At 52.6% G+C, this 23,876-nt stretch carries 21 protein-coding genes and 1 rRNA gene (1 of these 22 running past the window's edge); 12 read left to right on the forward strand and 10 right to left on the reverse strand.

From position 1 onward, the window contains the following. Positions 1-2: 2 nt before the first annotated feature. From AC2IBB_RS08795 to AC2IBB_RS08805, 3 genes are all read right to left on the reverse strand, one after another. The gene (locus AC2IBB_RS08795; RefSeq protein WP_486333935.1) at positions 3-533 is read right to left on the reverse strand and encodes a glycoside hydrolase family 19 protein; all 531 of its coding nucleotides are present in this window, start codon (positions 531-533) and stop codon (positions 3-5) included. Continuing rightward, positions 434-793 (reverse strand): peptidoglycan-binding domain-containing protein, encoded by a 360-nt coding sequence (locus AC2IBB_RS08800; protein ID WP_486332509.1) that lies wholly within the window; start codon positions 791-793, stop codon positions 434-436. Before AC2IBB_RS08800 ends, AC2IBB_RS08795 begins: the two co-directional genes overlap by 100 nt. A gap of 95 nt (positions 794-888) precedes the next feature. Next, on the reverse strand, positions 889-2,160 hold the full coding sequence (locus AC2IBB_RS08805) for an amidase (RefSeq protein ID WP_486333936.1): 1,272 nt from the start codon (positions 2,158-2,160) through the stop codon (positions 889-891). Between AC2IBB_RS08805 and AC2IBB_RS08810 the strand changes: the two genes are divergently transcribed. The 3 genes from AC2IBB_RS08810 to AC2IBB_RS08820 all read left to right on the forward strand — a co-directional run bounded on the left by AC2IBB_RS08810 (position 2,114) and on the right by AC2IBB_RS08820 (position 4,937). After that, positions 2,114-2,623 (forward strand): LysR substrate-binding domain-containing protein, encoded by a 510-nt coding sequence (locus tag AC2IBB_RS08810; protein WP_486332510.1) that lies wholly within the window; start codon positions 2,114-2,116, stop codon positions 2,621-2,623. The genes AC2IBB_RS08805 and AC2IBB_RS08810 overlap by 47 nt on opposite strands. Before the next feature lie 252 nt (positions 2,624-2,875). Beyond that, on the forward strand, positions 2,876-3,850 hold the full coding sequence (locus tag AC2IBB_RS08815; RefSeq protein WP_486332511.1) for an alpha/beta hydrolase fold domain-containing protein: 975 nt from the start codon (positions 2,876-2,878) through the stop codon (positions 3,848-3,850). Between the two features lie 22 nt (positions 3,851-3,872). Then, a complete protein-coding gene (locus tag AC2IBB_RS08820) occupies positions 3,873-4,937 on the forward strand; it encodes a hypothetical protein (RefSeq protein WP_486332512.1) in 1,065 nt (354 codons plus the stop codon). 92 nt (positions 4,938-5,029) lie between these two features. On the opposite strand, the gene AC2IBB_RS08825 is transcribed toward AC2IBB_RS08820, so the two are convergent. Continuing rightward, positions 5,030-7,894: a di-heme oxidoreductase family protein gene (locus tag AC2IBB_RS08825; RefSeq protein WP_486332513.1), complete on the reverse strand. Its 2,865-nt coding sequence runs from the start codon at positions 7,892-7,894 to the stop codon at positions 5,030-5,032. 710 nt (positions 7,895-8,604) lie between these two features. On the opposite strand from AC2IBB_RS08825, the gene AC2IBB_RS08830 reads away from it, so the two are divergent. Both AC2IBB_RS08830 and AC2IBB_RS08835 read left to right on the forward strand, forming a co-directional pair. Beyond that, positions 8,605-10,167: a vWA domain-containing protein gene (locus AC2IBB_RS08830; protein ID WP_486332514.1), complete on the forward strand. Its 1,563-nt coding sequence runs from the start codon at positions 8,605-8,607 to the stop codon at positions 10,165-10,167. A 1,295-nt stretch (positions 10,168-11,462) separates the two neighbouring features. Beyond that, the gene (locus AC2IBB_RS08835) at positions 11,463-11,768 is read left to right on the forward strand and encodes a hypothetical protein (RefSeq protein WP_486332515.1); all 306 of its coding nucleotides are present in this window, start codon (positions 11,463-11,465) and stop codon (positions 11,766-11,768) included. Between the two features lie 73 nt (positions 11,769-11,841). Here the strand turns inward: AC2IBB_RS08835 and AC2IBB_RS08840 are convergent, their stop codons facing one another. After that, positions 11,842-12,084: a hypothetical protein gene (locus tag AC2IBB_RS08840; RefSeq protein ID WP_486332516.1), complete on the reverse strand. Its 243-nt coding sequence runs from the start codon at positions 12,082-12,084 to the stop codon at positions 11,842-11,844. Positions 12,085-12,309: 225 nt separating this feature from the next. After that, positions 12,310-12,717 (reverse strand): VOC family protein, encoded by a 408-nt coding sequence (locus AC2IBB_RS08845; RefSeq protein ID WP_486332517.1) that lies wholly within the window; start codon positions 12,715-12,717, stop codon positions 12,310-12,312. 181 nt (positions 12,718-12,898) lie between these two features. Here AC2IBB_RS08845 and AC2IBB_RS08850 point away from each other — a divergent pair, with 181 nt between their 5' ends. Further along, the gene (locus AC2IBB_RS08850; protein ID WP_486332518.1) at positions 12,899-13,537 is read left to right on the forward strand and encodes a helix-turn-helix transcriptional regulator; all 639 of its coding nucleotides are present in this window, start codon (positions 12,899-12,901) and stop codon (positions 13,535-13,537) included. Positions 13,538-13,568: 31 nt separating this feature from the next. Here AC2IBB_RS08850 and AC2IBB_RS08855 read toward each other — a convergent pair whose 3' ends face one another. Beyond that, positions 13,569-14,258 carry a crotonase/enoyl-CoA hydratase family protein gene (locus AC2IBB_RS08855; protein WP_486332519.1) on the reverse strand — a complete coding sequence of 230 codons (690 nt, stop codon included), beginning with the start codon at positions 14,256-14,258 and terminating at the stop codon, positions 13,569-13,571. A gap of 390 nt (positions 14,259-14,648) precedes the next feature. Here AC2IBB_RS08855 and AC2IBB_RS08860 point away from each other — a divergent pair, with 390 nt between their 5' ends. Both AC2IBB_RS08860 and AC2IBB_RS08865 read left to right on the forward strand, forming a co-directional pair. Continuing rightward, positions 14,649-16,283, forward strand: coding sequence for a M28 family metallopeptidase (locus AC2IBB_RS08860; protein WP_486332520.1), 1,635 nt, complete (start codon positions 14,649-14,651; stop codon positions 16,281-16,283). A 266-nt stretch (positions 16,284-16,549) separates the two neighbouring features. After that, positions 16,550-17,032, forward strand: a complete 483-nt coding sequence (locus AC2IBB_RS08865) for a GreA/GreB family elongation factor (RefSeq protein WP_486332521.1) — start codon at positions 16,550-16,552, stop codon at positions 17,030-17,032. On the opposite strand, the gene AC2IBB_RS08870 is transcribed toward AC2IBB_RS08865, so the two are convergent. Then, positions 17,033-18,220 carry a hypothetical protein gene (locus tag AC2IBB_RS08870; RefSeq protein WP_486332522.1) on the reverse strand — a complete coding sequence of 396 codons (1,188 nt, stop codon included), beginning with the start codon at positions 18,218-18,220 and terminating at the stop codon, positions 17,033-17,035. It abuts the gene before it with no gap. 283 nt (positions 18,221-18,503) lie between these two features. Between AC2IBB_RS08870 and AC2IBB_RS08875 the strand changes: the two genes are divergently transcribed. Together AC2IBB_RS08875 and AC2IBB_RS08880 are read left to right on the forward strand one after the other, a co-directional pair. Continuing rightward, positions 18,504-19,256, forward strand: coding sequence for a TIGR00266 family protein (locus tag AC2IBB_RS08875; protein WP_486332523.1), 753 nt, complete (start codon positions 18,504-18,506; stop codon positions 19,254-19,256). Positions 19,257-19,562: 306 nt separating this feature from the next. Beyond that, positions 19,563-20,174, forward strand: a complete 612-nt coding sequence (locus tag AC2IBB_RS08880; RefSeq protein ID WP_486332524.1) for a DUF8082 domain-containing protein — start codon at positions 19,563-19,565, stop codon at positions 20,172-20,174. Positions 20,175-20,239: 65 nt separating this feature from the next. On the opposite strand, the gene AC2IBB_RS08885 is transcribed toward AC2IBB_RS08880, so the two are convergent. Then, positions 20,240-21,127, reverse strand: a complete 888-nt coding sequence (locus tag AC2IBB_RS08885; RefSeq protein ID WP_486332525.1) for an alpha/beta fold hydrolase — start codon at positions 21,125-21,127, stop codon at positions 20,240-20,242. A gap of 281 nt (positions 21,128-21,408) precedes the next feature. Between AC2IBB_RS08885 and AC2IBB_RS08890 the strand changes: the two genes are divergently transcribed. After that, a complete protein-coding gene (locus tag AC2IBB_RS08890) occupies positions 21,409-21,897 on the forward strand; it encodes a DUF5063 domain-containing protein (protein WP_486332526.1) in 489 nt (162 codons plus the stop codon). Positions 21,898-22,151: 254 nt separating this feature from the next. Here the strand turns inward: AC2IBB_RS08890 and AC2IBB_RS08895 are convergent, their stop codons facing one another. Beyond that, positions 22,152-22,610, reverse strand: a complete 459-nt coding sequence (locus AC2IBB_RS08895) for a GNAT family N-acetyltransferase (protein WP_486332527.1) — start codon at positions 22,608-22,610, stop codon at positions 22,152-22,154. 625 nt (positions 22,611-23,235) lie between these two features. Here AC2IBB_RS08895 and AC2IBB_RS08900 point away from each other — a divergent pair. After that, a 16S ribosomal RNA gene (locus AC2IBB_RS08900) occupies positions 23,236-23,876 on the forward strand (it continues 894 nt past the right edge of the window).

Here is a 23,876-nt window from a genome sequence, read left to right on the forward strand (position 1 = left end):
CTCTAAGGCATGAGAAAGAATTTGGCGCGATCAAGATAGTCTCGCCTGTCCTGTAAACCAGTGTAACCACCGTTTACACGATAAGTAACTCCACGGAGATCATCTTTATCAGCTTTGATGTTTAAGCGTCGCTTATTCCAAAACCACAGGCTTACATCCAATGCGTAGGCGGGAGTTAATGCCACTAATACCTCATTCCCCTTTTTCATGAGGTCTATTCTGGAATACTCTGCATACTCAGAGTAATTACTGCGACCAGTTAGCTGAATTAATCCTCGTCCTTTGAATCGAACACCATCGCCGGATTGTGTATTTCCGAGCGCTAGATTGCCCTCGTAATTGGCTCCACTGGCCAGTTCTTCTGTGTATCTAAAAGACAGACTTTCATGGCCGACTTGGGCGAGAAAGTGCGCAGTGCGAAGCGGTGAATTTATCAGGTATCGGGAAAGGTTATTTTGGAGTAAGGGAAAATACTTGTTAATTGTCGATGATTTCCCGTGCCCATGATTGCCGTCAAAGCGTCTTCGCTTAATCCTTTCGTGACGCCCTGTTTTAGAGTTTTAAGTGTTTTTCCCTTTGGATCGACTTTTCCGTCAGGTTTGGATATTTGGACCGAGGATTTTTGAAATAACGTTATGGCCTGTATGGTTTTTTGGCCTATCTGTCCATCTATAGTTAATTTCGACTCTAAGAGAAAAGAGTCAGATGTATAAAGATTTAATGCTGCTTGAATGACTTTTACGTCTGTTTTTGAATTGGTCCCGCGCAGGCCCACACTGCTCTTTATGCACATTGAATAACTTCCTTGTATGTGTAAGCAAATAGAAATCGAATTCTAAAAGGAATAGCTAGAACGGGTCACTCGGGTATAAGGTCTAATCTACATTGTCAGTAAGGCTTTAAGGTCTCCATTGAAGTGCTCACCCCCAGCGCCCCAGCGATCACTCTGCCTACCTCCAACAACCATCCATCACCGCCTTGTATCCCGACGATTTGCAGTCCCACCGGCAGGCGTCCGGGGAGGGTGAGGGGGATGTTGAGTTGGGGGACGCCCAGGGCGTTCCAGACTTTGATCAGATCGGATGCGCCAGTGTTGAGAAGGCCTTCCGGGGCGTAGTGGGGCGTGCTGAGAGTAATGATGGCGTCGTAGTCGGCCATGAATTGAGGATAGGCGTTCGCGGCGGCGGTGATCGTGGTTTTAGCTGCGAGTTCTTCTGCAAATGTCAGGCTTATGCCGTTCTCGATCATTTCCAGCGTGGAGGCGCTGAGCTGGTTGCGGCGGCTGGCGTATTCGTAAGCCAGCGCGCGGCTGCCCTCCCTGTCGTTCACAACCTTATGGCTTTCAGCCAACTGTATCAGACTAAATGGCGTGCAAGTGTTCTCAATGTGATGCCCTTGGGAGCGTAGCGTTAACAGGCTAGTGAGCAATGCCTCCTTGACCGGCGTTTCCACTGTAGACCAAAACTCGTCAATGACGCAGGCCAGTCGGAGAGGCCGGTTGATGGGAGGCGTCTGCAGCGATAAATAAGGCTCCAGCAGCACCTCCGCGAGTAACTGCAAATCATCCATGCTGCGTCCATACCAGCCGACGGTGTCGAAGCTGGGCGCCAGGGGTTTGACGCCTTCCAGAGAGACAATTCCGCGTGTCGGCTTGAGCGCGAACAGGCCGCAATAGGACGCGGGTTTGAGCAATGAACCCGCCGTTTGCGAGCCCAACGCCACAGGGAAGAACCCCGCCGCCAGTCCCGCGGCGGAGCCGGCGCTGGAGCTCCCTGGCGTGTGATCCAGCGCATGTGGGTTACGGGTTGGTCCGGTATGCATGAAGGCGAACTCAGTGGTTTCCGTTTTACCCATGACGATAGCGCCTTCTCGCCGAAGTCGCGCCACCACGGAGCAGTCTCGTGAGGGGCGGTGCTCTCGATAGACAGGAGAGAAATATTCCGTGGCAAAGTCGACCGTGTCGAAGATGTCTTTTACGCCGATGGGCAATCCGCTCAGCTTTCCTTTCTTGGGGCGGGAGTCCACTGCTTGAGCCTGCTGTAAAACCTTGAGCGGATCAAACGCAGCAAAGGCGCGGATGTCCGGCTCATAGCGAATTATCCCCGGCTCATCGTTGCAGCTATTGGCGCTGGTCGATAGCGGCGAAATCGACGCTGCAATATTAGTGGAGCCGCCTTTTGCATTGCCTCGTGAGTTGAACTGGTCGCCCCTGGCGAATGAGCGTTACGCGTTGATTGCGCCTCATGACGCGCAGGAAAGCGACTGGCGCGCGCACCTGGCGGCGCATCGTTTTATCCGCTATGACCGCGGCGCATCCGGCGGTCGTCTGGTAGAGCGCTTTCTGCGTCGGCATCGTCTGTATGTGAGTGATTGCGCAGAGATGGATGAACTCACGGGGATCGTCAAAATGGTGGAGGAAGGATTGGGCGTCGCCTTGTTGCCGATGTCGCCGGGATTGGATGTCAGCCAAGTGCGTGTTGTTGAATTAAAGGGTGATGTTTTTTATCGGCGTATTGGCGTGATTGAACGCTCAGAGCCTCGCTCCTCCGTATTCAGCTTGTTCTCTCGCGCTCTTGGCGAAGCCGCTCATGAGCTATACATTGCAACGAGTAGTCTGGGATGAGGCGTACGAAGACAGTATAAAAGGAAGTTTTCCATTACCGCCTCTACCTAAGTGCCGGAAGAAGATGGCTTCACGTTCAGCGACAAACAGGCTCGGTTGTCACTGCGTTCTCCTGCATGTTATGTTCAGCGCCATTTGGGGTTGCCGGATTTTCTGGCGCTTTTTCTGAGCGGGCCTATGCTATTAGCGCGCACGGAAAAGGTTTTGCTTAATAACCGACGCGTGGTCAGTGCATCGAAAGGAGAGAGTCAGATGCGGCTTCAAGCATTCATTGCTTCCTTATTTATGGTAAGTGTTTCGGCGGCGACTGAGAATTCTCCTGATGTGACGTCCTCGCCTGCGCAAAAGCCCGCGCAGGAAAAGTCGGCGCCGACCCCTGACTCCGGATTTATCCCTCCTGCGGAACAGGGCGTTATTTCGCACCGAGACATTGCGTATGTGAGTAACGGCCATGCGCAACAGAAGTTGGACCTGCACCTTCCTTCCGCCGGTAAAAATATCCCGCTGATTATCTGGATTCATGGCGGAGGTTGGATGAATGGCGATAAAACCCAGGGCGTTCCCATCGACTACGTGGATGAAGGCTATGCCGTCGCCAGCGTTAACTATCGCCTTAGCAATGTGGCGAAGTTTCCCGCGCAATTGGAAGACGTCAAGGCGGCGGTGCGCTGGTTGCGCGCCAACGCCAAACAATATGACATTGATCCCGAGCGCATTGGCGCGTGGGGAGCTTCTGCAGGCGGTCATCTCGCCGCTTTACTGGGAACGACGGGGGATGTGGAAGACTTTGATGTAGGCGAAAACCTGAATGTTTCCAGCAAGGTGCAGGCGGTGGTGGACTACTTTGGCCCCACGGATTTCCTGCAGATGGATGAGAACCGCCTTCCCGCCAGCCAGTCCCACGACAAAGCCGGCTCACCCGAATCCCGTTTAATCGGCGGCGCGATCCAGGACAACAAGGATAAAGTCGAGCGGGCCAACCCGATCACATACGTTAACGAGGGCGACGCGCCTTTCCTGATTGTGCATGGCGACGCAGACCCCATTGTCCCTCATCATCAAAGCCAGCTGTTGGAGACCGCGTTGAAAGAGGCGGAAGTGCCTGTGTCCTTTTATACGGTGAAAGGCGGGCAACATGGACGCTTCAATGATGTGAAAGTGGTGGAATTAACCAAGGCGTTCTTCACCAAGCACCTGAAACCGGTTGGCTATTGGGCGCTGAAGTGATAACGGGCGGAGCATCGGCGCGATGAAAACCGTTTACTGCGCGATTTCCTTTCATGGCTTCGGGCATCTGGCGCAAGTAGCGCCTGTGCTGAATCGGCTGATGAGTGCGCGTTCGGATATCGAGCTGGTCATTCAAAGCGAAGCGCCGCTGTCGATTCTGCAAACCTGGCTGCAGTGTCCGTTTCGCCATGTGTCACGACAAACGGACCTGGGTATCCCCATGTTCAATGCGTTAAAAGTGAACACCCAGGCGACCTATGAGGCTTACCTGAGAGAGTATGAAAATCGGGCGAGGATACTGACTGCGGAAACGGCGCACTTGAGTGAGCAGCGACCGGACTTGGTGCTGACCAATATCAGTTATCGTTTGTCCGCCGCTGCGAGCAGATTGCAGATGCCCTCACTGCATTTTTGTTCTTTGAACTGGGCGGATATCTTTCTGTCATACTGCGGGGATAAACCGAAGAGCCGCGAGATCTATGAGTGGCTATGCGAATCCTACAATCAGGCGGTGGCGTTTTTGAGGGTGATTCCGGGGATGCCTATGACGGGTATGACGCGGGTAACGTCAATTGGCCCTATCTCTCGGGAAGGGCGTCGTGTCGATTTGCGCGCGGCGTTTCAGCGCCCGGAGGCCAAAAGATTTGTTTTGGTGTCTATGGGCGGCATGCCTTATACGGTTCCCTATCTTAATTGGCCATCGACTCCTGGGTTGGTTTGGTTGACGGGAGAACCGGTTTCTGGCCGGAATGACTTTATTTGTTACAAAGACTTCCCTGTAGCGCATATCGATTTGCTCGCCAGTTGCGATGCGGTAGTCACCAAACCCGGTTACGGTACACTGGCGGAGGCGGCGGTGAACCAAACGCCCGTGTTGTACCTGCCCAGAAGGGACTGGCCGGAAGAGCCTTCACAGATTGAGTGGCTGCAGCAGCATGTCCCATGTCAGGAAATTGATGAGAGGCGCCTGTTCAGTGGCGCGATCGTCGATGAGTTGAATCAGATCTGCGCCGCGCCGCCCATGAAGCCTCCAGCTTTGACGGGAATTGACGAGGCTGTCACGGAGATCCTCGCCTTATTGGCTTGAGGGCTATTATAAGAAAACATAAAACGGACCAAGGGGCGCAAGCGCCCCTTAATTGTTTGCGACAGTTTTATGCTGCGCGTTTAAGCTCGGCTTCAGTAGTTGAACACTTCGCCCAGCGCGTCGCCGGGGCCTGGCTGAAACTGCTGTCCCGTCGCCGGACTGTAGGCGTAGAAGCGATGGCGCAACGTTTGTATTTGCGCATAATGCGATGCCGGGTGAGTGATGCTGTATCGGTACGAGCCATCGCTGTTGGCGGTCTCCTGTGCGCCGTTTTGTAAGCCGCCATCCGCTTTCAGCAAGGGCGCCCAGAAATAACCGGGGCCGCCGTTTTTCTCCACAAACAGCTGCACGCGCTCCATCCTGCTGGTTAGCGTAATGGAATAGGTGACGCTGCCATCCGCATTCTTTGTAATGCCTTGCGGCTGCGGATCTGGTCCGGGCGCGTCGCCGCCCACTTTCACGTTGACCTGCGCTCCGCCCACAAACTGATGGTCGGCGTTCGCCAGTTTCACGGCGATGGTGTGCTCGCCATCGGACAGCCCGGAGATGGCGATTGCAGACGCGTCATAGCGCTCGCCTTGGTCGACGCCATCTACGAACCAATGCAAATGACGGCCATCAACGTTCATTTCCCAGTTGCGCAGGGTGAAAGTCAGATCGAAGTCGCGCTCCACTTGGCTGCCTTGCGTCGGCGAAACGATTGATGCCGATGGCGTTTTCACGGCAGGTTCGCTATCTGCGACAGGGTCAACAAACGGGAATCGGGTATATGCGATCAGGTCTTCGCGCTCGGAGGGCGACATGGCTGAGAAGGCGTCCCGTGAGGCGGCGGCTTCGCCTCCGTGCCACATAATCGCCTCTTCGATAGAGGTGGCGCGGCCATCGTGAAGATAACGGGCATTGCCGTTAACTTCCGCGAAGTGCCCGATGGCCCATAGCGGCGGCGTTCTCCACTCGTAACCGGTTGCTGCGTATTCGGGGCGCTTGTCCGCGAGTTCTGGTCCCATATCGTGCAACAGGAAATCGGAGAAGGGTTGGATAACCTGATTGCGGAGAGAAGCCACTTCAAAGTCCGGCGAGGTAGTCATAGTGGGAATATGGCAGCCGCCGCAATTGGCTTCCTTGAACAGCTCTTTGCCCCTTAGCTTGCTGGCTTGTGACGCCTCATCGGCGAAAAACTCCAGGTTGGGCGGCACGGCGAGATGGCGTACGTAGGACTCGATCTTGTGCAAATCCTCCATGGAAAACTCGGCGCCGTTTCCGAAGATAGGGTTGGTGACGCCCATGTCTTCATGAGCCGCCTTGGCGGTCTGTTGTAAGACGCTGGGTTGCCCGGCCTTCCAGCCATATTTGCCCAGGCGCATGCTTTGCGACTGCCTGTCCCACACATAGTTGGCTTTGCCGGAAATGCCGTCGCCATTGGCGTCATCGGGATCGGCGAAGCCTAAAATCGTGGCGTCGGAGATGGCGTCGATCAGGCCCATGCCAGTCAGTTGCGGCGCAATACGCGGTGAAAACAGAATGTCGCCGCTATTGATAGGGGAGTCCAGCGTCCAGTCGTAAACTGGCTTGTGCAGGGTATAAGCGCCGCCGCCAATATGGTTGCGGACAATGTTTTGGTACGTCACGGTCGCCTGGCCTTCGACTGCGCCGCCATTCACGCTTTTATCCTGTAGCTGCCCGCCGTAAGTAGGATGCGGAACGGGTCCGCCGTGAGCGTCGGTTCCTTCAATGCTGAGCGCTAATAGCATGGACTGCATCGGCTGGCCGGGCTCTGGCGGGGTTCCACGGCCGTCATTGGTATGGCAGGCGAAACAGGAGCTGTTGTTGAATTGGGGCCCAAGCTGATTCGCCAGCGTAACCGGCGTGCGCGCACGCTGGGGAAAGTCGATGAATTGCTTGGGGGAAGGCTGATCGCCGATACAATCGTATTTTGTTTGGGGCGCATGCAGGGCGATATCCGGGTTACTCTCAGCGAAGTCGGTGTCGAATAAGGTTTTCCCCGCCAGGAAGTCTTTCATTTCCTGACCGCCGATATTGACCAGGTGCTGTGCGAACAGGAACTGCTTATCCTGAATAATATTGGGTGTGGTGTCGCCGCCGGGTGAGAAATAGGGGTGCTGACGCTCCTGAGACAGATGTCCCTCGCCAATGCGGATGCGGAAAATATCGTTGTAGTATTGTTGATCCGTGCTGGCGCGCTTGAACGTCCACTCCAGATCAATCAGCTGGCCCTCTGTGACGTCATTAATGACATAGCGCCAGGTGTTGGCGTTGACCTGCTCCATGTCGCCGCCTTTATCGAATTCCGCGCGATAGCAGACATCCTGCTTATTCAGCGGGTCGGGCGCGCCGATGTGGTCGCTCCAACGAATATCGCCGTTATCGGTAGGATCGTCGGTCACGACAGTCATTTCCAGGCGGTCGCCCCAGTCTTTGAAGGTGGCGATGTAACTGGTGCCGCTGGTGTAGCCGGCGACATAGTGATCAAAGCGGCCTTCGCCTTCATGTCGGTCGCGAAAACGGCCGCCGAAGGTAAAGGTAAGAGGATAGGCGGGTTTTGAGAAACCTTCGCCGACTTTGTATTTGAACCAGCCGCTATCTACCGGCAGCTCTGCGAACTGGGCGTCCAGCACCTGGGTGTAGTAATACTCAATGCGGTCGCCGTCGTTTAATCCGGAAATCTGAGCCTCAAAATCGGTCTGCGCAGCGGTTTCCGTCAACTCTTCAACCTGTATTTGCGAGCCATTGATGCGGTAGTTGATATATACCCGTTCCGTGGGGGAGCGCAGATTGAGAGCTTGGGGGGAGTGGAAGCGCAGCATGGCTGAGCCGCCATTCATCTGTAGTGTTTGCGTGAACTCGCGAGGGTCGCCGGGATCAGCGGCGTAGGCGGTTCCTGAAAGCAGCAGTAGAGTCGTCAGCAGCTTGTCCATGATGGAGTCTTTAGTTTTCATAGGCGGTCTCTTTATGAAAGCGTTACCATTTTTGTCTTAAGGAAAGCGCGTACATCTAAAGCTATCCCTGTTTGGTATTGGCCAGTTCAGGCTTATACAACGCTCAGGCGGTGAGATGAATCGGTAATCCGGACTAGCATTTCCCTTCATGCCAAATGGAAGCGTTGACGGAACTGGCGGTGTTTTTCTTTTTTGATATTTATTTTCAAATAGTTATCTCCATCTTGCCTCCTTGTTAATCCGTTATTAACTCTCTGTTCAAGCGATCTGATTTTTATGAATTTTGTGAAAGCGTTTTCATTGTGACGTTAAGTATAGTCGTTATTACGAGACACGAGACACGAGACACGAGACACGAGACACGAGACACGAGACACGAGACACGAGACACGAGACACGAGACTAATTAAAAGTGGATTAGGATAATCGCGGTTATTTATTTGGATAATTTTTTATTTTTATAGATATAAAACCCGTTTTTTGAGCCCCCCTCATTGCTCCATAATAAATCAAGAAATAAAAATTAAATTATTTAATATCAATAAGTTAAAAAATATTTCCGGATTATTTTGGAAAGTTGGCATGTGGGCTGCAATACATCTGGCAAGTAAACAAACAATGTCTTGGAACACTGAGACAGAGTCTGATTACCAGATTAGATAGCAGTGAAATTCAGTAAAGCCGAATGTATTGTCGGCGGGAGTAAAGAAATGGCGAGTAAAACACTATTCAACACCCAGCGCGGAAATATGGCGCCTGCAGCGGACACCACTAATCAGGCCGGCGGCCTGGCTTATAAATACTCCGCAGAGCATGCGCTGGCGCAGTACGCGGTGACCGGATGTTTCACCAGCACATTCTATGCTTCCGCTGAAGATCAGTTGGAAAAAGTCATGCAGTTCGCCGCTCAAGTAGAGCCTGAGTTTATCGCAAAATTGGCGGTGTTCGCTCGGGAGCGAGGCTTCATGAAAGATATGCCGGCGTTGTTGACCGCCATTCTGACAGTGCGGGCGCCGGATATGGTTCCCGCCGTGTTCAAGCGGGTCATTGATAACGGCCGTATGGTGAGAAACTTTGTGCAGATCATGCGTTCCGGCGTTGTTGGGCGTAAATCCCTGGGAACCATGCCCAAGCGGCTGGTGAAAGAGTGGATCAACGCTCGGGGCGAGTCTTCTTTGTTCATGGATTCTGTCGGCGCGTCGCCTTCGATGAAGGATGTCATCAAGATGGTGCGGCCAAAGCCGGAAAACCTGATGCGGCAGGCTCTGTACGGTTATCTGATCGATAGAGAATACGATGCGGAGAAGCTGCCGCAGGTTGTGCGGGATTATGAGGCCTTTAAGGCGGATCAGTCCCAGCCGCTGCCGAAAGTGGAGTTTCGGTTGCTGACGGCGCTGAACCTGACGCAAGCGCATTGGGCTGGCATCGCCCGCAATGCGGGATGGCAGATGACGCGGATGAACTTGAATACCTTTGCGCGGCAGGGTGTGTTCAATGAAAAAGGCATGGACCGTGTGATCGCTGATCGTCTGCGTGATGAGAACGCCATTCGCAAGGCCAAAGCGTTCCCGTACCAGTTGATGGCCGCTTACACCATGGCGGGCGAAGGTGTGCCTAAAATGGTGACGGAGGCTTTGCAGGATGCGATGGAAATCGCGCTGCAGAATGTGCCGACGCTGGAAGGTCGGGTTGTCGTGCTGCCGGATACCAGCGGGTCTATGACTCAGTCGGTATCAGGTTATCGTCCCGGCGCTTCCAGTAAGGTGCGGTGTATTGATGTCGCCGCTCTGGTGGCTGCGGCTATCCTGGCGAAAAACAAGGATGCGGAGATTCTCCCGTTCGCGACCTCAGTGCATCAAGTGCGTTTGAATCCTCGGGATTCGGTGATGACCAACGCGACCAAGCTGGCGCAACTGGGCGGCGGCGGAACGAACTGCTCCGCGCCTCTGGTGGAGCTGAACCGGCGCAAAGCGGAAGTGGATACGGTGATCTTCGTTAGCGATAACGAGTCATGGATTGATACGAACAGCCGTTATGCGGGGTACAACTCAGGGACGGCGGTAATGCAGGAGTGGCTGAAGCTGAAGCAGCGTAACCCCAAAGCAAAAATGGTGTGTATCGATGTTGTGCCCAATACGTACACCCAGGCGATGGAGCGTGATGACATCCTGAACGTGGGAGGATTCTCCGATCAGGTGTTCACAGTGATGAAGTCCTTTTTGAGCGATAACCCACAGACCTGGGTGCGCACCATCAAGGAAATCGAACTGTAGCCAGGGATCTTGGTGGAGAAAAAGGCCGTCTGCGGGCGGCCTGATTCGAAGGCTTAATTTTTGATATCGGCGAATGCTTGTATGACTCCATACCCGGGTTCGAGTCCCGGTGGCCGGGCGCGGCTATAGCTCAGTTGGCAGAGCGCGCGTCATACCAAACTGTTGTCGTCGAAGGGAAAGGATTCTGAGTGCGTCTCCCCATCGCGCGAGCGTAATGGAAGAGCGCTTTATGGAGATATAAGTAAGAGTTTTCAGGTTTAAATGGCGAATGCCTGTATGACTACATTAACCATTTGGTCCCGGGTTCGAGTCCCGGCGGTCTCTGACCGTAGCTCAGTTGGTAGAGCAGATGACATGTCATGCGCCCTTATTGTCGCCGTGTTTTTTTAAGGCCAAATGCCGGTCAGGATTACATCCAAAAACATCCAGACCACAACTTGTTGGCCGCCCAATGTTGATTTTGGCGAATGCCAGTGGGATTACATCGCTGTTAACGACCAGGTTGCGGGTTCGAGTCCCGTTCGCGCGGAAGTCTTGCGCGGTAGCTCAATTGGATAGAGCAGGAAAGTATCTCACACATATTTGTCGCCGAAGGGAAAGGCTCGTGAGAGCGTTTCCCCATAACATGAAGGTTATGGGAAAGCGTTTTAAGGAGAGATAAACAGACGTTTTTAAAGTTAAACCGGCGAATGCCTGTATGACTACATAGGAGCGCGAGGTCCCGGGTTCGAGTCCCGGCGGTTGGCTGACAACCGTAGCGCAGTGGTAGCGCGAGCGTAGATGTCATACGACCTTTTTGTCGCTGGTCTTTTTAGGCCAAATGCTGGTCAGGATTACATTTTTCCCAAATAGCATCCTGACTGTTTTTTGTTGGCCGCCTTAATTTAGTTTTGGCGAATGCCTGTGTGACTACACCACTTTTAATGGCCAGGTCGCGGGTTCGAGTCCCGCCCACGCTTAAAATGGCGTGGTAGCTCAGTCGGGAGAGCAGGACTGTCACACACACTCTCGTCGCCGAAGGGAAAGGCTTGCAAGAGCGTTTCCCCATAATGAGCAAATTATGGGAAAGCGCTTTTGCTCTTTTTAGCGAATGCGTATAAGACTACATACTGAAACCATGCTGCGTCTTATGCATTTTTGTCGCTGAAGGGAAGCGCTCACAAGAGCGTTTTTCCATAACGCCAGCGCTGAGGAATATCCTGAGTCTCAGCTTGGGGCGAATATGGAAAAGCGTTTTATTTTCTCTGATGCTGTAAATTGTCTGTCTGAAGCTTGTTGGATATCAGGGTGTGCAGATGAAGACAGTTATTGTGGCGGTGCTTTGCCTCTCGCTGGGGTTTGGAGTTGGATATTTTATTCAGTGGAGCGAGTTCGCTGGGCGGGTTGAAGATGCCGTCAGTCAAGAAATTGCTTTACTAATGCGCTTTCCGGTCCCCTCTTGTGACAAAGTATTAAAGAACAGCGATACACGGGGCAGTGACTCCCAAGGCGGAGATCAATCTCTCTGGTTTTATGAGAAAAGCAGCGATACTTTGCGAAGAGTGGTCGTCTCCGCTGATCTTATCGTCGGGTATGAAGAAATGTCGCTTGGTTGTCAGTAGCGTGGATCGAAACTCAGCGCCTAAACGTGCGCCAGCTGCGTTCGTGTGATGTTAGGCCCAGAGTAAACTGAAGTTATGGACGGTTAATTTCAACGATATGCCAGGTGACGTCGGTATAAGTGACCTTGGTGTCCGCTAGCGCCGCAACAGGGGTGTTGATGCTGTCTTTCAGATAGTCAGTGATGATGAGCTGGGTGTTGGCCAGCGTTTCCTCCAGCGTGCCTCCCACGCCGCAAACCAGAAGTCCGGGGATCGAAGAGAAATAGTCCGCTTTCTCACTTTGCTTGACTGCGACCCGGAAGACTAACTTGGTCATAGCACTCTCAGTTCTTGTAATAATGTAGGTTCATGGTATCCGATGGTAGAGGGTTTCTCCGATAATTATTTCGCGCTTATTTGTGAAACTTTGTTAAATAAGAGGCTGAAAAATAGACTTTTCCTGCACGTTGATCGCTAAATCGCCAATTTTTCTGGCATTGACTAAAAACGCCCCATCAACGGGGCGTTTAACGTCATTAAACCTCGGCCAAAGTTCGCCTCCTTAATAGCGGTTTCTCTCCGATGGCTTGTCGCTCAGATATTGTACAAACTCCCATTCGATACCATTAGGATCATAGTAGTAAGCTCTCCGGCGGTAGGGATGCGTCTCGGTCTCGTAGCCATCGTATCCGCGTTGTTTCAATCGGCTGGTTACGCCATCGAGATCCTCTACCACCATGCCTAGATGATTGATGCCATCGTTGATGTAACGGGCGCCGGCCTCATTTAAATGAGCGTCGCATTGCTGCAATGCGAAGTAAAAACGGTCGTTGCCCACATGGGCCCATCTGCCGTTTTGATTCATCAGGCTTCCTTCGCCCCGCAATGCAAAGTCAGGGAAGGCGGCTTGTAAAAACTCCATGGACTTTTCGATGGATTCAACAGTGATGTTAGCGTGCTCCAGATACATGGTTCGTCCTCCATTGTCGCCCCAGGCAGGGGCATGTTTGTTGTTAGGTTTATTTAGTAAAGCGTTTGCTTTCCAAATAGATTATTCCTGTTCTTTTCTTTAGTAAAGCTATCGCTTTACTAAATTTTTCCTATCAACGTATACTGAGGCGCTATCCATTCATTGTAGGAGCGAGACTTCTTTGACGACCCAGGAAGACAGCGGCGAGCGCATTCTGTATTTGATTAAATCCCGAGGGCCGGCCAGCGCTCCCGAATTAGGCGGGATGTTGGGCATGACCACCATGGGCGCCAGGCAGCACATTGCGAAGCTGGAGCAAGAGGGGCTTTTATATAGCGTAGAGGAAAGGAAGGCGCGTGGGCGTCCTGTCGCGGTCTGGCGCCTGACGGAAAAGGCGCAGAGCCGGTTTCCAGACAGTCACGCCAATCTAACCGTCGACTTGATTGCGTCCACCCGTGAGGTGTTTGGGGAAGAGGGGTTGGAGAAGCTCATTGAGGCGCGTAACGCCAAACAACTGCAGAGCTATTTAACGGCGCTATCTGTGTATCCTGATGTGTCAGAGCGAATCGCCAAACTCGCGGAGCTGCGCAGTGCGGAAGGGTATATGGCGGATGCTTTGTTTGAGCAGGAAGAAGGCGTCTGGTATCTGGTGGAAAACCATTGTCCGGTTTGCGTGGCGGCGCAGCATTGTCAGGGATTGTGTCGAGCGGAGCTGCAAAACTTCCAGCGCTGTTTCGAAGAGCTTGCAACGGTGGAGCGTACGGAGCATGTGTTGAAAGGCGCGCGTCGCTGCTGTTATCGGTTTACTTTGAAAGCCTAACCGTGAGCGGGCGCGCCTGTGACGTTTGGGATTACAGTGATCCGGTCGCGTCTTTCTCAATGGCTTCCGCCAATTCGCTCAAGAACGCGCTGCGCACTTTCAGTTTGGTGTTCTTGTGCGCCTTCAAATTCAACGCTGCCATTTTTTGGGCTTCCTCCATCGCTCGCGTCATCAGCTCCGACTCTTCTACAACGATGTCCAGGAAGCCGGCTTCTTTGGCCTGTTGAGGCGCAAACATTTCCGCGTTGATGACGCAACGGTTGAGGTATACCGGCGCCAGACGCGCGCGGGCGATAGCGATACCGGCGTGATGCATGATCATGCCGATGGCCACTTCATTCAGACCTATTTTATAGGGGCCTTCAACGCCAATACGCAGATCTGCGGACAGTAACAGGAAGGCGCCTTTGGCGACGGCGTGACCTGGGCAGGCGACGATAATTGGCATGGGGAAAGAAAGCAGGCGGTGGGACAGGGTGGACCCTTGTTTAACCAGCGCCATCGCTGACTCCATGCTTTGCGTCATGACTTTTAAGTCATAGCCGCCGGAGAGCATGCCGGGAGTTCCTGTGATCACCACTACGGCCTTACTCTGCTCCGCAGCGTCTAATGCCGCGTTGAACTCTTCGATCAATTGTGGGGAAATGGCGTTGACTTTGCCGTTATTCAGCGCGATGACGGCAATATTGTCCTTGAGTTCATAACTCAATAACTCGCTCATCGTGGACTCCTTAACTGTGTGTGTTTGCTGTGTTGTTATATGACTTACCAGGCGGCGTATTATGGCACATAAAGCCTTGCAGGGAGCCGATTGAGACGGTCGAGAATGCGATTTATGCGCGCTAACCCATTGTCCAGTCGAGACTATTGGGATAGTCCACTAAGGGTTGACATTATAAAGTGTGAGCCTCTTCACATTAATTAAACGTGAGGGATAACGGCCTTCGGTAATTACCTATCTAAAGCTCGGACTAACCCCTTCCGCATAGACTTAATCTGACTACTATAGACTGATCGCGCCTAAGAGGAGTTGTATAGGGCGAAAATGATAGCCGGCCAAAAGCAGGCCTATCAGATAAAAATAAATCTCCTATAAGGATTGGAGGAATAAATGCTAACGAAGAAGAAAAGCCTGTCAGTGGCTTTAAGTTCTCTTACACTTGCTCTCGCCACCGCCGCTCACTCGGCGCCCCCTTCACGCAGCGACCTCTTGAATGAGTTCTGGAGTCCAGACCGCCTGCATCCACTGGAATGCCGTTTTGGCGTGCTAAATAATTCCCCATGGGGCCTGCCTCGTTGTATGCAAGTCAAGAACGTCATGTCGCACCTGCAAATGTTGAATGATATCGCAGGCGCTAACGACGGCACTCGCGCAGCGGGCCTGCCGGGTTATGACGCATCCGTAGATTACATTAAGTCCACGCTGGAAAGCGCTGGATACGATGTGACTCTGGCGCCATTCCCCTTCAACGCGTTCTATCCGCAAGGACCGGGAACGCTGGAGTCCACGGCCCCTGACACTGCTTCCTACGAGTGGGAAGTCGACTTTACCTATTTGTCGCAAACCGATGCGGGCGACGTGACCGGTCCCGTGGCTGCGGTTGACTTGGATCTGGGTCCCGACAACGGCTCCACCAGTGGTTGTGAAGCTGAAGACTTTGCTGACTTCCCGGCAGGATCAATCGCACTGGTTCAGCGCGGCTCCTGTACTTTCCAGATAAAAGCGGAAAATGCTGCGGCGGCTGGCGCGATTGGCGTCATCATCTTCAACCAGGGCAACACTGATGACCGTAAAGGTCTGATGAACGCGACACTGGGCGATGATTACACTGGCGGCGTACCTGTCGTGTTCGCGACCTACGACCATGGCGCGGCCTGGTCTCAAACCGAAGGTCTGCAGATGCGCGTCGTTACTGATGTAGTGAGAAAGCAAACTGAAACAGTTAACGTGATTGCTGAGTCCAGAAGAGGCAACCCAGACAACATCGTTATGGTTGGGTCACACCTTGACTCTGTCTATGAAGGCGCTGGCGTCAACGACAATGGTTCCGGTAGCGCTGCGTTGCTGGAGATGGCCTTACAAATGCGTCGCGCGCATCCTCGCAACAAAATTCGCTTCGCATGGTGGGGCGCCGAGGAGTCAGGTCTGGTCGGGTCCACTCATTACGTGCAAAACCTGCCGGAAGAAGAGTTGAAGAAGATCAAGGTTTACCTGAACTTCGACATGATCGGTTCTCCCAACTTCGCCTACATGATCTATGATGGCGATGGTTCCGAGTTTGGCCTGGAAGGGCCTCCTGGATCAAAAGCTACTGAAAAACTGTTCGAAGACTACTACAAACTACGTGCGTTGCCTTATGAAGGCACCGAGATCAGCTTCCGCTCCGATTACGCTCAGTTCTTCACTGACGGCGTAGCCTTCGGTGGTCTGTTCACTGGTGCGGAAGTCGCGAAGACTGAAGAGCAGGCGGAGAAATACGGCGGTGAGGCGGGTGTTGCTCTGGACCCCTGTTACCACCAAGCGTGCGATAACATCAACAACATCGCCCAGGACGCACTGGAAATCAATATCGACGCGGTTGCGTTTGTGACTAGCTGGTTGTCTTTGTCCACCAAAGTTATCGATGATGAAATCGAAGCGGCGGCGAAGAAGGACGAAGGTGTTGCAGCAATGCGCGCATTCAGCGCAAGCTCCAGCGCTTCTTCCTACGACATTACTCACTGGGGTAAACACTGGATCAAATAATCCACTGATCCTTGGTTGATAAACCCATAGCGCTTAGCCCGGCGCCGACTCGTGCGGTTCCGGGCTTTTTTGCGGCTGTAATCCGGCTCTTTGCACGGTGGATATGGACAGGAATACGAATCTGGTTTATTTATTCATCCGGCGCACCCGCTGCCTCCTTCTATTTGTCTGAATGGATAGGCTCTTGCGGGTTAATGCTCGCCTTCAGCGGCGTGTCGCCGTTTTAATCACGTTCTTCGTTTTCTGCGCCGTTGTGCTTTAGGACCATGCGAAAAGAGACCATTCACCAACTGATTATCGCCAAACTGCAGGACGACCTGGCTGTCGCCCAGCAGGCGGCCAATACTGCTCATGAAACCGCCACCCATACAGAAAGCGTAGCGGAAAACAAATACGACACCTTCGGTCTGGAAGCGTCCTATCTGGCGGAAGGACAATCCCGACGAGTAAGGGAGTTGGAACTGGCGCTCGCCTCTTATCAGAATACCCCGCCCAAGCGTTTTACGGATCAAGATGAGGTCGGCGTTTTTGCGTTGGTCACTTTGGAAGCGGAAGATGGCGCCGAGCGCCGTTTATTTGTGGGGCCTGAGGCTGCCGGGTATAAGTTCCTGCTGGATGAGAAAGAGGTCTTGGTTATTACGAGGCACTCTCCTATTGGTATGAAACTGATGGGGAAAATGGTAGGCGACGTGGTTGTGCTTGTCGCAGCGGGTCAGGAGAAAGAATTTGAGATCGTCGAGTTGGAGTGATCAGTGAGCGATATCCTCCATGCTGACCTGATTCAGCTGCATCCATGCCTGAATAATTTCGTTGGCGCTGACCAAATCGGTAAAGTCGTGAACGTTTGCTTCCTTTAGATCCGCCACAATAGCTTTGCGTACAGGTGGCGCAGAGGGGCTCTTGCTGCGAAATTCCTCATCCAGATTAATGCGGCAGATAGCGCGATTGAACTCATAGTATCTCCAGCCTTTATCCTTGTCGCCGCCGCGGATGTCGATGGCGCAGGTCAGCTCTTTTAAAGCATCCTCCCACTCGGGCGTCACTTTGTCCTTGAGAGCGAACCCCAATTGTCCATGATTCATGTGGAAGCGACCATCGGGGTCGGCTTTGACCAGGGCGCGAAAAACAGGAATCGTCTTTTCCATAAGTTGTTTGTTATTGCGCCAGCTTTCTCCGCGCACTTTCCAGGTCTGGTAAAAAATCTTCGCCTTGGCCTCTGGGGAGGCGGCTGCAATAGCTTTCTCCAATTCCGGCTGAGGCGCGGGAGGCAATTCAAAGCTTGGACTCAATTGACGGTCCACCAGATTTTGCGCTTCGGCGTCCATCTTGGTTTGTTTTTTGATTTCTTCAATGTCGCGATTCGCTCGCTCCATGCGCTCGGATAATGTGCCCAGCGCGGTTTGATCCGCCTGACGAAAAGCGCCAGCGAGAAACAGGCGGGTCCAGAGATAACCAAATAGAAATCCAATGATGGAAAAATACAGCAGCACCGATAAGGCGAAGATAGAGGCGTCCCGCCCGCCGCCGATGCCTTCCGCAATGTATCCGGTCACTGCGCGCAAGTGGGACGGCATGGCGGTCAGTTGAGTCAGGCCGACGCCAACCAGCATCTTGGTCAGCCAGTCGGATATTTGTTCAAGATTGGTATTGGCGAGGTAGCCCGCCCCTTGGCTGTCGCCGGCGCCGACTTTGACCGCTCCGCCTGACTCCTGCTGCAACGTGCGGGGAATGCCGAAGATAAAGCCGAGTACGCCGCCCATAAGCAGGAAGGCGCCCGCCACCATCAGCCCAACGCTGGCCACCGCTGTTTTTTGCGACATCGCCGAAAATTGCAGTGCGTAGAGGGCGATTGCCGCCGCTCCGGCGAACATGGCGGTGCGTAGCGTGCGCAAGGCCTTGTTGCTGTCCGAAGTCTGCTCCCTTTCAGTACGTTCCATGGTTCTGATCCTGCCTAAAAGCTTCCTGTTGTAGTCTTTGTTTCCGAACATTTTTGCGCTCCCTTTATACCTCAGCGACGGGACAATTGCAGTGATGAAATTGGCTGTGCGCTGAGTGCAAAACAATGATGGAACTGCTTTTATCAATGGCTGTGCCGATCCTGGTTAATAATACAGAACACAACGACCTGTACTGTCTTTTGCAGAAGGAGGGAGGCTTGCATCTGTTTGATAACTATGGCGTTATGAGATCATCAACAAAACCGCAAGGAGAAAAACTGATATGCGCAGCCACGAGGTGGACTACAAGATCATCGGCCACGATATGCAAATGGTGGAAGTGGAGCTGGACCCGGGCGAAACCGTCATCGCGGAAGCCGGGGCCATGAACTACATGACCGGCGGCATAGAATTCGAAACCAAGATGGGCGATGGCTCGGACCCTGAGCAGGGCTTCTTTTCCAAGTTGTTCAGCGCCGGCAAACGCATGATGACCGGGGAGTCTCTGTTCATGACTCACTTCACCAACAGCGGCCATGGCAAGCAGCAGGTTTCATTTGCGGCGCCGTATCCAGGCAGCATCGTACCGGTGGACCTGGCCAGTCAGGGCGGAACCATTATCTGTCAGAAAGACTCCTTTCTGGCGGCGGCCATGGGGACCCGCATCAGTGTGGAGTTCAATCGTCGACTGGGCAGCGGCTTCTTCGGCGGCGAAGGTTTTGTCCTGCAAAAGCTGGAAGGGGACGGCATGGCTTTTATCCACGCTTGCGGGACTGTGGTGGAGAAGCGCCTCGACAACGAAACGCTGCGCCTGGATACAGGCTGTCTGGTGGCGTTTACGCCATCCATCAGTTACGAAATCGAGATGGTGAAAGGCATGCGCAGTATGTTTTTCGGCGGAGAAGGTATGTTTCTGGCGACATTGAGGGGGACTGGAACCGTTTGGATACAAAGTTTGCCGTTCTCACGGCTGGCTGATCGCATTCTGGCTCATGCGCCAAAACAAAATGGCGGCGTAGAGGTCGGTGAGGACTGAAACTGACGTTTTATCATGATAAAGTGTGACGTCGTAGGCGTTTAACGTCATCGCGCGGGTGATCGTTTATCAAATTCATGACGGTTGTCCGCTTGATGCGACGCTTGCTCATTTGGCGGCCCATAAAGCCCGGAATGCTTCCATTGAGCCGCCGCACGCCCAGAACCCAGCAGTGTTCGCGGCGTATGAGAGGGATGTCATGCGGTCGACTCTGTATTGCCTTGCAAGGCCTTGCCTCTCTTAATGTGAAACTCTCTCACATCTCCTGATACTAAAAACGAAAGCAACATTACAGGCGGCTATGGTATGGATATTTTGGCAACCAGAGTTTATGGGAAGAATGGAAGTCACACGGCCGAAGAAAGCGCAAGCCGAAACAATGCGCGCAATGGTCAATCTGAATCAACATCATCATTACAACTGTCAGCGGAAATTTATGGCATCCTCACTGTCGCGCTGGCGCGACATTTAGGGCCGGTTTCGACTCATCTTATACGCAATGCCGCTTCGCATTCCCGCTCACTGCCGGAAATGATAGATACGTTGTCACTACATATCCCCAAAGGTGCGGAACGAGATACTTTTCTTGATCGCGCCCATAGAAACGACGTTATGACACACCCCGGACGCAGCTTGGACTCTACGGCGCGCCAAAAAGCGGCCGCGCCTGCGGCGAACACGAACAGGCCAAAGCCCAAATATAAAAGCAGCGTTGGCACTGCCTTGAGTGAAGAAAAGCTGCAACGTCTGACGCAGCTTCTCAGCCGGTATGTTGGGCCGTTGGCGGGCTGTATCGTGCGCAAGTGCCGTGAAGAGTCGCCGACGGAAATCAAACTTTATCAGGCGATGGCGGAGTGTATTCCTGACGAACATGAGCGGACTCAGTTTTTAAACAAAGTCCGGCTCAGAAGTTACTGAAAAGACTCTTTTTACATTGGGAAAAGCACGAACGCGCAGGGCGCCTACTGAGTTGCGGCGGGTGGTTATGGACGACGGTGGAGAAGGAAGCGCTCCAGCGTTGCGATAAACGGTTCCGGCTCTTCCAGATGCGGATAATGTCCTGACTTGGAAAATATCCTGGCGGTGTAGGCGTTGTCCGTTGGCGCAGTGTAAGTGTCTCCCGCCATGACGAAATCGCCCGCGCCCATAATGTGCAATGAGTCTTGTTTCAAGCTGGCGAAGTCATATACCGCGTCCGGCCCTGACTGACTGTGAATTGAGCTGGTAATCTGCTTAAACACCTCATCGCTTTCCTGTAACTCCGTCTGCGCTTTGATGGCGGCGTATTCATCCATGGCCTGAAAGTTCGACCAATAAAACAAGGTGCGCAGATTCCCGTGTTTCAGCTTTTCCCGGAAAGCCTGTTTGGCGCTCCATAAGCTGGAGGGATTCTGAATATCATACTCAACTTCCTGCATCAGTGTGACGTAGTCATCCCGTTGGAAAACCTTCATCAGGATCTGGTCTATCAGGAAGTTTCTCTTAGCGGGAATATCCGGTCGTAAAGACCTCCCCAGAAAAACGGCTTTAGTCTCAATGGCGCCGTCTTGTTTAAGGGCGTCATAAAGCAATCTGGCGCCGTAGCTGTGTCCGACCACTGCGCAGAAGCCAGGATGGCGGATGCTTAGGCGATGAATGATGGCAATAAGATCATCGACGTTATCTTGATGACTGAGCGCGGGCGTCTGCGCTGATAGCCCGCAACCGCGCTGGTCATAAGAGATCCAGCCAAAACGTTCGCTGTAAATAGGGTAACGTTGCAGCCACTCTTTGAAATAATGTGAGTGGCTTCCTGGCCCCCCGTGTACGAATAGAATGATCGCGTTGTTTTGCTTTGGATTATGGGTCCAGCAGTGCAGGTTTTCGCTCATGTCATAACATCCTGTATTGAGCTGATTAACGGGCGTGTTGTCAGCAATTTGCAAGAGAGGCCCATTATTCTCCATTCGAATTTATGTATACAGAGCTAGCATTAATACTAGCTGTTGAATCAATGGGGTATTTGATAACGTTGGTGACAAATTAACTCGAAAGGAGTCCTGTCCTTCCGTGGATAACAAAGAATGAACTCGCGGCGAGAATCGTAGCCGTAATTGCGCAATGGTCTACGCAATAGAATTACAACGAGCCTATTATTCAGAGGTAACTGAACTTGAAAACAATAGAACCCAGCAGTGAGCAAACTCAACGTTTTGTAGAATTGGCCCGGGAATATTGTCAATGGAGCGAAGCGTCGCCGGGCTCCCAAGATGAAGAAATGGCGACAGCTACCAGACTGCTGGCCAAGCTTTACGCGACGATACTGGATCTGCCTTTTGAACCGGCGGGTACGGATCTGGAATTTGAAACCATGACCCACGACGCCTGGCAAAAAATCTACCAGCGATTCAACTCCATGCCGTTCACACAGTATCGCGATATCGACGATCCGTTCGATATGCAGTCCGCTTCCGTCAATGCGGGAGACATCGCCGATGACTTGGCGGATATCTACCGCGATATGAAAGACGGCTTGTCCCTATGGGATCACAATCACGTCAAAGAGGCCGTGTGCTACTGGGAGGAAAGCTTTCGCATACATTGGGGGCAGCACGCCATCGATGCATTAAAAGCCCTGCACTGGCGTCGCCATAATCGCTAAAAAAATTCTGAGTTTACGACAGTGTTGGTCGTTGCAAAAAGTAATATTACTCCTGCGACGGGATGGCGAGGGACGCTCTCATCAAGGACTCATAAATGGACTCACAAAAGGATTAGCCCGCAGACCCGGCTGGGTCGAAACGGACTTATAAACGGAATTGACGCAGAAGCACTGTTAAACCCAGGCATGGAAGCCGCCCGTCGTCCTTCAATCTGGCAGAGACGATCCAGCATGCTGCCCGAACAAGAGGGGGGTTACTTTTTCAGCAACATATCGATATGAGGAATCCCATCTTCATCATATTGCTCAGAAATTGTGACGAAGCCGAAGCTTTGGTAAAACTTTTCCAGATAGGCTTGTGCTTGAATTTTGATGTTATGTTGCGGGTACAACTCCCGCGCCCAACTCAAGCCCACAGTCATTAGCTTCTTACCTGACCCGCCGCCTCTCGCAGATGGCGCAGTGACAATTCGGCCCAATGACGTTTCGGTGTACTTCACTCCGGGTGGGGCCAGACGTAGATACGCTGTCAGTGTTTTCGTTCCATCGACGTTCGACCAGCCCATCAAATGCAGGCAGTTTTCATCCGCGCCGTCTATATCCAGGTAGGGGCAATTCTGCTCTACAACGAAAACCTCCGAGCGCAGGCGCAACAGTGCGTATAGCTCATCAAGCGTTAATTCGTGAAAGGCTTTGTGGGTCCAGTTGATCATACGTGTTACTTCCCGAAGAGTGTAAGTGCTGAGGATGTGCTGTTATAACATACTTTGGGTGCTGCAAAGATTGAGCTTTCTGTTGGAAATTACTTGATCTTATATCGTATGAAGTAACTGCTTTTATCTGCTACTCATAAGCTTAAAAGAGCATAGTCTTTTTATGCGCGGATTAGGGGCTGTGTCTTTAACTTTGAAAGCAGCGTTGGGGATGTTCAATCGTTTATTAGTAAGTTGGGTTAAGAGGTGATTGAACGCGCCCTGAAAAAAAATTGAAACAGTGCTTGCATGAAATTAAGGGGTGCGTATAATGCGCCCCACTTCGACGGGAAGCCGCTCGGAGTGAAGGGAAAGGAGCTGGTTCGAGAGAGTCGGCGGCGCTAAAAAGGAGTTGACACAGAGGTTTGAAAGTGTAGAATGCGCGCCTCGGTCGGAGAGGTTCTCCGAAAGAGAAAGTTCTTTAAAAAGTTAATCAAGCAATTTGTTGTGGGCGCTAACTGAGGCGGATCTGGAAAAGATTAAGTCTTAAGTTAGTGACTCGTACAATTCATGAGTGAGCAATCACTCAAGAGTACAGTAGTTTTAACTTGAGCAAGATTAAGAATCTTATTGATTCACACTCTTTAAACTGAAGAGTTTGATCATGGCTCAGATTGAACGCTGGCGGCAGGCTTAACACATGCAAGTCGAGCGGTAACAGTCCTTCGGGAGCTGACGAGCGGCGGACGGGTGAGTAATGCATAGGAATCTGCCTGTTAGAGGGGGATAGCCCGGGGAAACTCGGATTAATACCGCATACGCCCTACGGGGGAAAGCAGGGGATCTTCGGACCTTGCGCTAACAGATGAGCCTATGTCGGATTAGCTAGTTGGTAGGGTAAGAGCCTACCAAGGCGACGATCCGTAACTGGTCTGAGAGGATGATCAGTCACACTGGAACTGAGACACGGTCCAGACTCCTACGGGAGGCAGCAGTGGGGAATATTGGACAATGGGGGCAACCCTGATCCAGCCATGCCGCGTGTGTGAAGAAGGCCTTCGGGTTGTAAAGCACTTTCAGTAGGGAGGAAAGGGCAGTTGCTAATATCAACTGCAGTTGACGTTACCTACAGAAGAAGCACCGGCAAACTCCGTGCCAGCAGCCGCGGTAATACGGAGGGTGCGAGCGTTAATCGGAATTACTGGGCGTAAAGCGCGCGTAGGCGGTTGCTTAAGCTAGGTGTGAAATCCCCGGGCTCAACCTGGGAACTGCACTTAGAACTGGGCG

This window comes from Hahella sp. NS-SX17 (assembly GCF_057367735.1).

Bases quoted from the DNA above. Each gene is read 5' to 3' on its own strand.
- AC2IBB_RS08835 (WP_486332515.1), top strand. From the start codon at position 11,463: ATGAAGACAGTTATTGTGGCGGTGCTTTGCCTCTCGCTGGGGTTTGGA.
- AC2IBB_RS08880 (WP_486332524.1), top strand. From the start codon at position 19,563: ATGGATATTTTGGCAACCAGAGTTTATGGGAAGAATGGAAGTCACACG.
- AC2IBB_RS08870 (WP_486332522.1), bottom strand. From the start codon at position 18,220: ATGGAACGTACTGAAAGGGAGCAGACTTCGGACAGCAACAAGGCCTTG.
- AC2IBB_RS08865 (WP_486332521.1), top strand. From the start codon at position 16,550: ATGCGAAAAGAGACCATTCACCAACTGATTATCGCCAAACTGCAGGAC.
- AC2IBB_RS08815 (WP_486332511.1), top strand. From the start codon at position 2,876: ATGCGGCTTCAAGCATTCATTGCTTCCTTATTTATGGTAAGTGTTTCG.
- AC2IBB_RS08825 (WP_486332513.1), bottom strand. From the start codon at position 7,894: ATGAAAACTAAAGACTCCATCATGGACAAGCTGCTGACGACTCTACTG.
- AC2IBB_RS08830 (WP_486332514.1), top strand. From the start codon at position 8,605: ATGGCGAGTAAAACACTATTCAACACCCAGCGCGGAAATATGGCGCCT.
- AC2IBB_RS08840 (WP_486332516.1), bottom strand. From the start codon at position 12,084: ATGACCAAGTTAGTCTTCCGGGTCGCAGTCAAGCAAAGTGAGAAAGCG.
- AC2IBB_RS08895 (WP_486332527.1), bottom strand. From the start codon at position 22,610: ATGATCAACTGGACCCACAAAGCCTTTCACGAATTAACGCTTGATGAG.
- AC2IBB_RS08860 (WP_486332520.1), top strand. From the start codon at position 14,649: ATGCTAACGAAGAAGAAAAGCCTGTCAGTGGCTTTAAGTTCTCTTACA.
- AC2IBB_RS08845 (WP_486332517.1), bottom strand. From the start codon at position 12,717: ATGTATCTGGAGCACGCTAACATCACTGTTGAATCCATCGAAAAGTCC.
- AC2IBB_RS08855 (WP_486332519.1), bottom strand. From the start codon at position 14,258: ATGAGCGAGTTATTGAGTTATGAACTCAAGGACAATATTGCCGTCATC.
- AC2IBB_RS08820 (WP_486332512.1), top strand. From the start codon at position 3,873: ATGAAAACCGTTTACTGCGCGATTTCCTTTCATGGCTTCGGGCATCTG.
- AC2IBB_RS08800 (WP_486332509.1), bottom strand. From the start codon at position 793: ATGTGCATAAAGAGCAGTGTGGGCCTGCGCGGGACCAATTCAAAAACA.
- AC2IBB_RS08875 (WP_486332523.1), top strand. From the start codon at position 18,504: ATGCGCAGCCACGAGGTGGACTACAAGATCATCGGCCACGATATGCAA.
- AC2IBB_RS08885 (WP_486332525.1), bottom strand. From the start codon at position 21,127: ATGAGCGAAAACCTGCACTGCTGGACCCATAATCCAAAGCAAAACAAC.